Raw genomic sequence first — 12197 nt, 5'->3', positions numbered from 1 at the left:
GTATAGGAAAGCTGTTAGAGGTAATAGATAGTTTTTCACTGTCTTCATATCTATATTAGCACAAAAATATCTGGAAGGGAGCAACTTTAAAGTCTTTATGAATAACTTTCATAAGGCAAATGAATGACTTTCATGAAATTTTAGAAGCGAATCAGGGACAGTTTAGTAAGCGGAATATTGACAATATACTATATTCTTTACTTGTCAAGTTTTTGATTAGGTGCTATATTATGTAGTACTAATATGTCTATAAAATTTCTATTAAATATATTGGGAGAGAGGAGCGGTAAAGTTGCTCAAAGGTATAATTCTGATTATAGGTGCTGCAACCTGCTGGGGCATGGGCGGTGTAGCAGGACAGTATTTGTATCAGTATCACGATGCGGATATGGTCTGGCTTTGCATGGTGCGTCAGATTTTGGCAGGCTGTATGTTCCTGCTTTTTGCGGCAACGGTGCAAAAGCAAAATATCTTTACTATTATCAAGGATAAGCCTCTGGATATTATCGAGTTTTCGTTTTTAGCTATTTTAGGTGCGCAGCTGGGCTTTTATTATACAATCAGCCTGTGCAACGCTGCGACTGCGACGGTTTTGCAGTATATGGCACCGGTCTACGTTATGCTGTGGATGAGCTATAAGTCAAGAAAAATTCCTGACGTACGTGAACTGATAGGCATTGTCGGCGCGCTTGTCGGTGTCTTTCTTATCGCAACGCACGGCAGTCTGGATAGCCTGGCGATTTCGCCAATGGCATTGACAATCGGTGTATTGTCTGCGCTTTCCTATGCATATTACAGCATTAAGCCGGGCCAAATGCTCAAAAAATATACTGCGGCAACACTTATCGGCTGGGGCCAGCTTATCAGCGGCGTGGCATTGATTATCTGGCGTAATCCCTTTACGCCCGCAGGTCATTGGGATATGAGCGGTTATTTGGCTTTTGCGTATCTGCTGTTGGGTGCGACTATTGCGAGCTATGCATTTTATCTGTCAGGTTTGAAAATTGTCGGCCCTACCAAGGCGAGCCTGATTTCCTGCGCCGAGCCTTTGGCTTCTATTATCTCCGTAGTTTTGCTGCTGAACACAAAATTGGCAATGGCTGATTATATCGGTATGGCGTGCATTATTTTTACGGTTTTATTACTTTCACTGCCCAAAAAATAAACATTTTTCATAGCAGATATGATAGAATTAAGTAAAATTGCTTAAGCTAAGCAGGAGGAGGTACGGAGATGACTGATTATAAGTACAAATATGGTCATGGCTACAAGGAGTTTTCTCTGCCGGAGGAGCATGTCCTGGGCGAACTGAAAATGAAGCAGATGATGCCGCTGGAGAATTTAAAAGCAGCTGTTCTGGATGCTTTGTATCATCCTATCGCCAGCGCACCGATTGATGAGCTGGTGCAGCCCGGAATGAAAATTGCCTTTATCTGTAACGATTCAACCCGTGTTGCCAACACGCATTCCTTTATGCCCATTTTGGTTAACGAAATGAATAAACTGGGCGTTAAGGATGAGGATATGCATATTGTCTTTGCTTTGGGTACACATCGCTGCATGAGCCACGAGGAAATGGTGGAGCAGGTCGGCGAGGATGTTGCCAAACGCCTGAAAATGTATAACAGTGACTGTCATGTGCAGGACGACTTTGAGTATTTCGGCGAAACAGAGCATGGTACTCCTGTATGGCTCAATAAGCATGTTTGCGATGCTGACCTGGTTATTTTGACCGGTACCGTTGTTTATCATTTCTTCAGCGGCTTTGGCGGCGGACGCAAGGCCGTGCTGCCCGGTGTTGCCGCTATGGAAACGGTACGCAAAAACCATAGCCTGATGATGAGTCCGGAGGCAAAATTAGGCAAGCTGCATGGTAATCCTGTATACGATGATCAGGTCGCGGGCGTGCGTCTTTTTGCCAAAGAGCACAAGATGTTCCTGTTCCATTCTATTTTGGATGCTCAAAAGCAATTCCTGAAGGTTTTTGCCGGTGACTGGTATGAAGCACATCTTGAGGCCTGCAAATTTGTGGAACAGGTTTATGGCGTGCCTATCAGCGAGCCGGCGGATGTAGTTATTGCCAGCTGCGGCGGTTATCCTAAGGATATCAATATTTATCAGCTGCAAAAGACGATGGATAATGCCTGGTGTGCTGTTAAGGATGGCGGCGTAATTATTATCCTCGGCGAATGTGAAGAAGGTAGCGGCAGTGCCGCTTTGGAAAAAGCTTTGGAAGAAAATCCCTCGCCGGATGCTATTAAAGCTGAGCTGGAAAAGAATTTTGTCATCGGTGCGCATAAGGCTTTTGCTATCACCCGCCTGATGAAGAAGGCGCATTTTATCCTTGTTTCTGCTTTGGATAAAGAGCTTGCCAAAAAATTGCTGTTTGAATCCGTGGACAGTGTAGAGGAAGCAATACAGCTGGCAGAAAAATATGTTGGCAAAGATTATAAGGTTTTGTTGATGCCGCAGGGCAGTCTGACAGTGCCTGTATTGAAAAAATAAAATTTTATAAAAAAATAAATGGCTCTTGCCTTTTACGATGATATCAGATATAATTGTAATGTTATTAGTATGTGATTAAGTAGAAGGGGAGAACGTTTGTGAAGTTAGATATTGATTATAAGGCTATAGGACTGAGGATAAAGGCCGCTCGTGCCAGAAAAGGATTAACTCAGGGAAATATAGCTAATCTAACTGGTCTGTCAACTCCGCATATCAGCAATATAGAAACCGGTAATACTAAGCTTGGCCTGCCTACAATTATTCATCTGGCTAATGTACTGGATGTTTCTGTGGACGAGCTGTTGTGTGATAACATTCATCACAGCGAGCAGATTTACTGCAATGAGCTGGCTGAACTGGTTAAGGATTGTTCTGTAGACGAGCTGCATATTATCTCTGAATTGGCTAAGGTTATCAAAAAGGCTGGCATTAACAGTGCCAAGAAGGCCAGAAAGCGCCGTACTAAGGCAGAGATGGCAGCAGCTAAGGCAGCAGAAGAGGCTGCGATGCAGCAGGAAATTTAATAGGCTTATGTGCTACTGTAGCTCAGCTGGTAGAGCAACTGATTCGTAATCAGTAGGTCGCAGGTTCAAATCCCGTCAGTAGCTCCATTAAAAAATCAAGCATCCATGCGGTTTTCGCGTGGGTGCTGTTTTTTTGTGTGTGGTAAAAATAATGCTTGTTGGTTGCAGTGTGGTTTCAATTTCGCTTTGCGGTAACGGAAGAATTAGACAGAAAATAGATATTCTGCAATAAAAAAGCCGTTGGCCTGGCCAACGGCTTAGTAAATTCTGGTGGAGATAAGCGGGATCGAACCGCTGACCTCTTGAATGCCATTCAAGCGCTCTCCCAGCTGAGCTATACCCCCATATTATATATCTATCTTACAAAAGAGGGCGGTGTTTGTCAAGTAAGCAAAAGCACTATAAGTCAGAAAATTAGCGTGTAAACAGAATTATTTTATATAGTGTAAGAAAAACAAAACAAGTCTGTTTTTAAATTTACTATATAACTAAATTGCTTGCTTGTGGCTATGATGTAAAATAAAAGCAGAGAATTTGCGGGGATGCGACAGGCGCTTTGAAAAATATATTGTGCATAATTTATTTGGAAAGATTAAATAATGATATAAGCAGAAAATCAGTCAAAAATTTGACTAAATGCGTGAAAAGTATTAAAATATAAACGTTGTATTAGTTTCGTAAAAAAATAAAAGCATAGCAGTTTAATAGATATTAAAAATAAAAGGAGTATCAGGATGAGTCAAAATTTCTTGGAGCGATGTAATGAGAAAATGCAATCAATATATGATTGTTGCGGGAAAAAAGTAAACGAATTGTATGCTAAGCTGGCAGAAGAAGTGCAATCATTATATAATCACTGTAAAGCACAGGCAAGCGAACTGGTTGCCAAGCTGTTAGAAAAAGTGCAGTTATTATACAATGATTGTTTAGAAAAAATAGCTGCTGTTATTGCTCATGTGAAGGCTGTAATAGCTGTTGCCGCAGCTGTTGCAAAAATTCAACTGACTATGCTTGAGCGTCGCGTGCGTCTGCATGTTATGAGCATTGTGAATAAGCTGCAGGCTAAGCAGCAGGAGATTGTCGGACGTATGAAAGCACGCTATCATGCGCTGCGCAGTACCTGGCGCCGTAACCAGCATTTTACCTTCTGGTTTATTCCGGCAGACGGTCAGAATATAGCTAAAACCCATGTGAAAAAGACTCATTTGAAATATGCTTTGACAGCAGTTGCTTCCTTCCTTGTTTTTGTGTCTTGTACTATCGGTGTACTGGCTCATTTTGCTGTGCAAAACGAGCAGCAGAAGCAGGAACTGGCTGCTTATAAGCAGACTAAATCCGAGCAGGAGCAGACTATCAGACAATTACGCCTGATGGCAGAAACCAACCAGAAAAAGCTGGCAGCTTTATCAAAGCTTGAAGATCAGGTTCGTAGCCAGATGGAAAAAAGTGGTGCACAGTTGCCGCCTAAGAGCAACGCTTCTGATTACGCTGGTCAGGGTGGTCCTGTCCTGGGTGATGCAAATCCGGCAAACATTGTGCTGGAGCAGGAAAAGAACATAGGTCGCGAGGCAGATGCTAAAAAGGCAGATTTAGAAAATTTGCTTAGTGCTATTGAGACTGAAAACTATCGTCGTGATGTTACTCCTAGCCAATGGCCTACTAGTGGTGGCAGTATTTCTTCTCCTTTTGGCGGTCGTGCTAACCCCTTTGGCGGGTATGGTCGCGATTGGCATCCTGGCATTGATATTGCTAATGATTATGGTGCGCCGGTTTATGCCAGTGCGGCAGGCTATGTACAACAGGCAGGCTGGTTTGGCGGTTATGGAATTTATGCACGTATAAACCATGATTATGGTTACCAGACAGCCTATGGACATATGAGCCGAGTTGTCTGCAGTGCAGGACAATATGTGAAAAAAGGCGAGATTATCGGTTATGTTGGCAGCACTGGTTACAGCACCGGTCCGCATCTGCATTTTGAAGTTATTCGCTATGGCGAGCAGGTTGATCCTTCTAGCCTGATCTGATTACTACAAAAATAAGATATCGAAAATTTTTAGGTTCGTCGTACTTAGTGCGACGAACTTTTTTTGACAGAAAAGAAGATAAATTTCAGAAAAATTGTTTACATGTGTTCTAACAAATGCTACAATTGGGATAATGAAAGGAGCGGATAAATTATGCTTACTTTAGAAATGCTGGAAAAAATGCTTTTGGCAGCAGCAGTTGAGCTTGAAGAAAAAAGTAAAATGCTGTGTGAGCTGGACAGCGTAGCCGGTGACGGTGACCATGGCGTTACTATCGCGCGTATGGCAGAGTCCATGAAAAACAAAGTAGAAGCGCATGACAGCGCTAATATTAAAGATTTACTTGATGATTTGAGCATGGCTTTTATGAACAGCAACGGCGGCAGTGCAGGACCTTTATGGGGAACTGTTTTTGGCGGACTTGCCGATGCTGCACCTGAGGATGCTAAGGAGGTTTCTTTGGAAGAGCTTCACGCTATGCTGGCTCAGGCTAAAGAGAATTTTGAGGACATTTCCAAGGCTAAAATTGGTGATAAGACAATGGTTGATGCGCTGTATCCTGCTCTTGATGCAGGCATGGCAGCTGAAGGCGATGCAAAGGCTGTCTTTGCAGCAATGGGTAAGGCAGCAGCCGAGGGCGCAGAAAAAACTGCTGATATGGTAGCACGCTTTGGTCGTGCCAAAAACGTTGGTGAACGCAGCCTGGGTACTAAAGATCCCGGTGCAACATCTATTTCTATTCTGCTGACAGCGATGGCAGGGGCAATCTGACTTGCTTATAAAGCGCAAGCTTAAAAAAACAATAAATAAAAACGGAGGCGTCATTATGCAAAAATTCATTAACAAACCGGAAAATCTGACAAGTGAATTATTGGAAGGTCTTGTATTGTCTAATTCTGATATCATTACTCTGGAGCAGGGCAACCTCATTGTAAACAAGAAATTGGCAGAGGCAGATCGTGTAACCATCGTAACCTTGGGCGGCACCGGCCATGAGCCTGCTATCAGCGGCTTTGTCGGCGAAGGGATGATTGATATTTCTGTTGCAGGTAATATTTTTGCTGCACCCGGCCCTCAGGCTTGCGTAGAAGCAATTAAGATGGCTGATAAAGGTCATGGCGTGCTTTTCGTTGTACTTAACCATGCAGGTGATATGCTGACCGGCAACCTGACCATGAAACAGGTGAAAAAACTGGGCATCAATGTTGTTAAGGTTGTAACTCAGGAAGACGTTGCTAACGCTCCTCGCGAAAACGCTGACGACCGCCGTGGTCTGGTTGGCTGCGTTCCTCTGTATAAAATTGCCGGCGCTGCAGCTGCTGCAGGCAAATCCTTGGAAGAGGTTGCTGCTATTGCACAAAAATTTGCTGATAACATGGCAACTATCGCTGTTGCTACTAAAGGTGCTACTCATCCCGCAACCGGTATGGAAATCGCTCATATTACCGAAGGCACCATGGAAGTTGGCATGGGCCAGCATGGTGAAGGCGGTGGCGGTACTCAGCCGATGAAATCTGCTGACGAAACAGCTGCTATTATGATGGACGCTCTGCTGAAGGATTTGGACGTAAAAGCAGGCGAAAAGCTGATGGTTGTTATCAACGGCAGCGGTGCTACTACTCTGATGGAACAGCTGATTGTTTTCCGTGCCTGCCATAAGCTGTTGGCAGAAAAAGGCATTGAGGTTGTGGCAAGTGCTGTAGGCGAAATACTTACCGTACAGGAAACCGCAGGCTTCCAGATGTTCATTGCACGTATGGATGATGAGCTGCTTGGCTACTGGAATGCTCCGTGCCGCACTCCGTACTACAGAAATTAAGCAGGTGATTGAATATGGCAGATAAAGAAGGTAATGTACTGGCAAAAGACTATGGTATCGGCATTGCTCCGCCGGAGCGTCCGTTCCCGGTAAAGGGACACGCATCCGCAGGCTGGGGCATGCAATCTCGTCTGGGACAGATTTTTGCTGATGACGGCCGCACTATTATGCTGGCTTTTGACCATGGTTATATTATGGGTTCTACCGCAGGTCTGGAACGTCTTGATCTGACAATTCCGCCGCTGATGCAATATGCGGATTGCCTGATGGCAACAAGAGGCGCATTGCGTACCTGCATTCACGCTAACCATCACAAGGCCGTTGCTCTGCGCTGTACTGCTGACACCAGCGTACTCAAGGACGACATGAGCTTTGGCAATGTGGGCGTAGAAATTGAAGATGCTATCCGCATGAATGCTTCCTGCATGGCAGTTCAATGCTTTGTAGGCTCTGCAGGCGAGCTTGACTCCCTGCGCAATTTGTCTTATTATGTAAATATGGGAGAACGTTTTGCAATTCCTGTTCTCGGTGTTGTAGCAGTTGGCAAGGAGATGGAGCGTACTACACGTTATTTCTCCCTGGCTACACGTCTGCTGGCCGAAACCGGCGCACATATCATCAAAACCTATTATTGTGATAACTTCGAACAGGTTACTGCTGCGTGCCCCGTACCTATCGTAATTGCCGGCGGCAAGAAGATTCCTGAGCGCGACGCACTGGAAATGGCTTACCGTGCCGTAAATGAAGGTGCAGCCGGTGTTGATATGGGACGCAACGTTTTGCAGGCTGCCGCACCGAAGGCTATGCTGCGTGCAATCCGCATGGTTGTACATGAAAATGCAACTCCGGAAGCAGCTTATCATGCTTATGAGTTATGGCAGAAGGATGTGGATTAAATGAAAGAATTTATGCATGTCGGTGTACCGACGACTGTTGCAAGAGAAGGCGAAATTTATGCAGAAGGTATAAAGACACATATCATTACTCCTGATACCAATGAATTTCATATTGAATACCTGCGTTTCGAAAAAGATACTCCGTTGCCGGAAGAGCTGCAGATCTTAGTGCATGTAGCTTATAAGGTTGATGACCTTGATAAGCAGCTGGCAGAAAATAAGGTTATTGTTGAGCCCTGGATGGCTGATGAGCATACCCGCATTGCTTTCATCATGAAGGATGGTATTCTGTTCGAATTAATGGAAGAAGTTAAATAAATGCTATCGGTTCATGAACGGGCACAGCTTGTAACTGCTGCCCGTTTATATTATGAAAGCAATCTGACGCAGGCGCAAATTGCACAACGCTTGAACGTGTCACGTCCGTCTGTCAGCAAGATGCTGGCAAGAGCGCGTGAGCTGGGAATTGTGCATATCGAAATCCGTGCCGGAGATGAGGGAAAGGCGGATTTGCTGCAGCGTCTGCAATCTAAATATGCCTTGGCCGGTGGCTGTGTGCTTACAGATGAACAGGACGAATTGACGCAGGCTATGCATTATCTTATGGCTGAAACAACGGCTGACAAGAGCCTGGCTCTGGGCTGGGGTTATGCCTTGGGTGAGGTTGTGCTGAAGGCTGCGGACTGCAGCAGCTATACGCAGGATGGCATGGTATATCCGCTGATCGGTACGGCAAATTTTCCTAATAAGGGCTATCATCCGGATGAGCTGGTGAAAATATGGGCAAGCGCCTGTGGCAGAAGCTGTTATATGCTTGGCTGCAGTGCTTTTCCTGATTCCGAGGAGGAACGCGCAGAGTTGGAAAGCAGGTCGGTTTATCAGCAGCTTCTGCAGCAATGGCAGAGCTTGGATGCAGCTGTTGTTTCCATCTGCGGTTATCCTGCCGTGCCTGATGAAGCAACGGCAACCCGTTTCGGCGATGCGTTGGAACAGCAAAAGGCCGTAGGAAGCTTTTTGTCATATTATTATAATCAGCGCGGTGAATTCATCAGCGGTAACAATGATTACTGCATGCATATTCCGTTGGCACAGCTGCGCCGTTGCAAGAAGCTGATAGGCATTGGGCTGAATGCCGGTAAAAAGGCGTTGCTGGGTGCTTTGGCAACAGGTCTTTTTACCAATCTTGTTGTCAGCGAAGAGCAGGCTAAGGCTTTGCTGAAATAATTTCATTGATGATTGACTGCCTCACACTATAAGTGTGGGGCAGTTTTGCTTTTTACAGAAGAATGTGTAACTTTTTATACAGTAAATATACATTGGAAACAGAAATGAGGAAATTTTTTCAAAAAACTTTACAAATAAAGTATAAAAGCATAAAATAACCCTAACTACATTTATACGATAATTTGTAGCATGGAAGGATGGTAGAAAATGATTTCTCTCAAAAGCAACAAAATCAAAGCATTGGCAGCCGGCCTGATGCTGACCCTCGCCTTGGGGGCATTAGGCTGCGGCGGTGACAAAAAGGAAGCAGGCGCAAAGGCTGAAAAAGTCAATGTCGGCATTGTTCAATTGGTAGAACATGCGGCACTTGATGCAGCTAACAAGGGCTTTGTTGACGGTCTGGCATCTAAGGGCTATAAGGAAGGTCAGAACATTACTTTTGACAAGCAAAATGCTCAAGCTGACCAGTCTAATCTGCAGAACATTGCTCATCGCTTTGTAAATAATAAGGTTGATTTGATTTGTGCTATTGCAACTCCTGCGGCACAGACGGTAGCAAATGTTACCAGTGATATTCCTATCGTTGCTACTGCGGTAACTGACTACAAAACCGCTAAGCTGGTTAAGGATAATGCTAAACCGGGCACTAATGTAACCGGTACAACCGATATGAACCCTGTTGCCGAGCAGCTGGATTTGCTGCTGAAGCTGGTTCCGAATGCTAAAACCATCGGTACAATTTATTGCTCCAGCGAGGTTAACTCCCAACTGCAGGTTGAGCTGCTGAAGAAGGCTGCAGCTGCTAAGGGAATTACCGTAAAGGAAGCTACTGTTTCTACTGTTAATGATATCCAACAGGCTGCCCGTAGCCTGACAGGTGATGTACAGGCAGTATATGTACCGACTGATAACGTATTGGCTTCCGCTATTCCTACTTTAATCAGTGTAACCGAGGAAGCAAAGCTGCCGGTTATTTGCGGTGAAGGCGGCATGGTAAGAGCCGGTGGTTTGGCAACATTGGGTGTTGATTATTACCAGCTCGGCTTCCAAACCGGTGTGATGGCTGCTGATATTCTGAGCGGTAAAGCAAAACCGGCTGATATGGCTATTCAGGCACAAAAAGAATTTAAGCCTACCATCAATCTTAAGGAAGCAGCTAAGATTGGTTTGAAGGTTCCTGAAGATTTGCTTAAGGGTGCAGATGTTATTAAATAATTAAAATTTGGAGCCTGCCGTTAAAAAAGCAGGCTCTTTTTTCGCTAATAAGATTGGGAGGAATTGGGAAATGATTAGTTTGCTGATACCTACAGTGGCACAGGGCTTACTGTGGGCGTTGATGGCTCTTGGTGTGTATGTGACATTCCGAGTGCTGGATATTGCTGATTTGACGGTAGAAGGCAGCTTTCCGCTGGGTGCGGCAACAGCTGCTTCCATGATGGTTGCAGGATTTGGGCCTCTGGCCGCACTTTTGGGTGCCTGCGTTGCCGGTATGCTGGCAGGTATTATAACCGGCATTTTGCATACTAAAATGAAAATACCTGCTCTGTTGGCCGGTATTTTGACCATGATTGCTTTGTATTCTGTTAACCTGCGCATTATGGGCAAGGCTAACTTATCTCTGCTTGGTGTGGATACTACTTTTAAAATTGCCAAGTCTATGATGGACCTGTCAATGGCGCAGACAACGCTTGTTGTTGGTCTGGCTGTAACCGTTCTGGTGGGCTGCTTCATGTACTGGTTCTTTGGTACGCAGATTGGTGCTGCTATCCGTGCTACCGGCTTCAACCAGCAGATGATCCGCGCTCAGGGCGTAGATACTGACGTAACGATTATTCTTGGCTTGCTCATCAGTAATGCTCTGGTTGCTGTTTCCGGTGCTCTGGTTGCGCAGTCCAACGGCTTTTCCGATGTCGGTATGGGTACCGGCACAATCGTTATCGGTCTGGCATCCGTTATTATCGGCGAGGTGCTTTTCGGTACACGCAGCTTTAAAAACTGCCTGATTTCCGTAGTTTTAGGCTCTATTGTTTATCGTATTGTAATTGCAGTTGTACTGGCTATGGGTATGCCGCCAAACGATCTGAAGCTCTTTACCTCAGTGCTGGTGGCAATTGCTTTGTCTATGCCGCTGATTAAAAGTAAATTCGGTGCCAGAAAGGCGGTGCGTTAAATGCTGCATGTAGAACACGTTTCCAAAACATTTTTCCCCGGAACTATCAATGAAAAGAAGGCTCTGCAGGATTTATCTCTGCATCTGGAGCCAGGTGATTTTGCTACAGTTATCGGCGGTAACGGTGCCGGCAAATCTACTACGCTGAATGCGATTGCCGGTGTATTCCCGATAGATAAGGGCAAGATTATTATTGATGGTGAGGATATTACCAAAAAGCCGGAGCATAAGCGCGCTAAATATATCGGCCGTGTATTTCAGGATCCGATGCTGGGTACTGCAGCCGGTATGATGATAGAAGAAAATCTTTCCCTGGCAGCCCGTCGCGGTGAAACTCCCGGCTTGGGCTGGAGTCTTTCCAGCGATCAGCATGACCGCTTTTATGAGCTGCTGAAGGAGCTTGATTTAGGCCTGGAGGACAGAATGACTGCAAAGGTCGGTCTTTTGAGCGGTGGTCAGCGTCAGGCACTTACCTTGCTGATGGCAACGCTGAAAAAACCGAAGCTGCTGCTTTTGGACGAGCATACGGCAGCACTTGACCCGAAGACAGCGGCGAAGGTGCTGGCGCTTACGGAAAAAATCGTAACCCGCGATCAGCTGACAACACTGATGATTACCCATAATATGCGCGACGCTTTGCGTTACGGCAACCGCCTGATTATGTTGCATAACGGCCGGGTAATTATCGACGTTAAGGGAGAAGAAAAGCAGCATTTGCAGATAGCCGATTTGCTGGATATGTTTGAAAAGGCAAGCGGCTCCGAGATGGCAAGTGACCGGTTGCTGCTTGGATGATAGCCTAAAATTCTTGGGGTAGACATAAGTTTACGATAGGTAAACAAGAGTACCATAAAAAAAGAATTTTAGCATTTCACTAGAAATTTAATAGCTTCATAACTAAAATATAGAGGAAAGTAAATAAAATATACGAAAAAACTCTTGCGAAATCTGAAAAACGTGGTAAACTTTAAATAAGTGCTTTATTAGTTTAAAAAAATTTGTCGCAAGTAAACCGAAAGGCGGTGCTAGGAA

At 45.0% G+C, this 12197-nt stretch carries 12 protein-coding genes and 2 tRNA genes; 13 read left to right on the top strand and 1 reads right to left on the bottom strand.

Annotation, left to right across the window (positions count from 1 at the left end):
* Nucleotides 1-292: 292 nt before the first annotated feature.
* The 4 genes from BN587_RS06835 (at nucleotide 293) to BN587_RS06820 (ending at nucleotide 3116) form a co-directional block, all read left to right on the top strand.
* Nucleotides 293-1165 (top strand): DMT family transporter, encoded by an 873-nt coding sequence (locus BN587_RS06835; protein WP_021720396.1) that lies wholly within the window; start codon nucleotides 293-295, stop codon nucleotides 1163-1165.
* A gap of 68 nt (nucleotides 1166-1233) precedes the next feature.
* A complete protein-coding gene (gene larA, locus BN587_RS06830) occupies nucleotides 1234-2505 on the top strand; it encodes a nickel-dependent lactate racemase (RefSeq protein ID WP_021720395.1) in 1272 nt (423 codons plus the stop codon).
* Nucleotides 2506-2603: 98 nt separating this feature from the next.
* On the top strand, nucleotides 2604-3029 hold the full coding sequence (locus tag BN587_RS06825; RefSeq protein WP_021720394.1) for a helix-turn-helix domain-containing protein: 426 nt from the start codon (nucleotides 2604-2606) through the stop codon (nucleotides 3027-3029).
* A gap of 11 nt (nucleotides 3030-3040) precedes the next feature.
* Nucleotides 3041-3116, top strand: a tRNA-Thr gene (locus BN587_RS06820).
* Nucleotides 3117-3297: 181 nt separating this feature from the next.
* On the opposite strand, the gene BN587_RS06815 is transcribed toward BN587_RS06820, so the two are convergent.
* A tRNA-Ala gene (locus BN587_RS06815) sits at nucleotides 3298-3373 on the bottom strand.
* Nucleotides 3374-3799: 426 nt separating this feature from the next.
* Between BN587_RS06815 and BN587_RS06810 the strand changes: the two genes are divergently transcribed.
* The 9 genes from BN587_RS06810 to BN587_RS06770 all read left to right on the top strand — a co-directional run bounded on the left by BN587_RS06810 (nucleotide 3800) and on the right by BN587_RS06770 (nucleotide 11960).
* A complete protein-coding gene (locus BN587_RS06810) occupies nucleotides 3800-5056 on the top strand; it encodes a M23 family metallopeptidase (protein ID WP_303684891.1) in 1257 nt (418 codons plus the stop codon).
* A 153-nt stretch (nucleotides 5057-5209) separates the two neighbouring features.
* Complete coding sequence (dhaL, locus tag BN587_RS06805; RefSeq protein ID WP_021720392.1) at nucleotides 5210-5827, top strand: dihydroxyacetone kinase subunit DhaL; 618 nt, start codon at nucleotides 5210-5212, stop codon at nucleotides 5825-5827.
* Nucleotides 5828-5882: 55 nt separating this feature from the next.
* The gene (locus BN587_RS06800) at nucleotides 5883-6875 is read left to right on the top strand and encodes a dihydroxyacetone kinase subunit DhaK (protein ID WP_021720391.1); all 993 of its coding nucleotides are present in this window, start codon (nucleotides 5883-5885) and stop codon (nucleotides 6873-6875) included.
* A 14-nt stretch (nucleotides 6876-6889) separates the two neighbouring features.
* Nucleotides 6890-7771: a 3-hydroxy-5-phosphonooxypentane-2,4-dione thiolase gene (gene lsrF, locus BN587_RS06795; RefSeq protein WP_021720390.1), complete on the top strand. Its 882-nt coding sequence runs from the start codon at nucleotides 6890-6892 to the stop codon at nucleotides 7769-7771.
* Nucleotides 7772-8089: a hypothetical protein gene (locus BN587_RS06790; protein WP_021720389.1), complete on the top strand. Its 318-nt coding sequence runs from the start codon at nucleotides 7772-7774 to the stop codon at nucleotides 8087-8089.
* The gene (locus BN587_RS06785) at nucleotides 8090-8995 is read left to right on the top strand and encodes a sugar-binding domain-containing protein (RefSeq protein ID WP_021720388.1); all 906 of its coding nucleotides are present in this window, start codon (nucleotides 8090-8092) and stop codon (nucleotides 8993-8995) included. It begins immediately after the preceding gene.
* A gap of 207 nt (nucleotides 8996-9202) precedes the next feature.
* Nucleotides 9203-10210, top strand: coding sequence for an ABC transporter substrate-binding protein (locus BN587_RS06780; RefSeq protein ID WP_021720387.1), 1008 nt, complete (start codon nucleotides 9203-9205; stop codon nucleotides 10208-10210).
* Between the two features lie 73 nt (nucleotides 10211-10283).
* Nucleotides 10284-11165: an ABC transporter permease subunit gene (locus BN587_RS06775; protein WP_040565482.1), complete on the top strand. Its 882-nt coding sequence runs from the start codon at nucleotides 10284-10286 to the stop codon at nucleotides 11163-11165.
* Nucleotides 11166-11960 carry an ABC transporter ATP-binding protein gene (locus BN587_RS06770; RefSeq protein WP_021720385.1) on the top strand — a complete coding sequence of 265 codons (795 nt, stop codon included), beginning with the start codon at nucleotides 11166-11168 and terminating at the stop codon, nucleotides 11958-11960.
* Nucleotides 11961-12197: the final 237 nt, after the last annotated feature.

It is taken from the genome of Phascolarctobacterium succinatutens CAG:287, assembly GCF_000434895.1.
GTDB lineage: Bacteria > Bacillota > Negativicutes > Acidaminococcales > Acidaminococcaceae > Phascolarctobacterium_A > Phascolarctobacterium_A succinatutens_A.
Note: the sequence above shows the minus strand (reverse complement) of the source record. Positions and strands in the feature narration are given on the sequence as shown.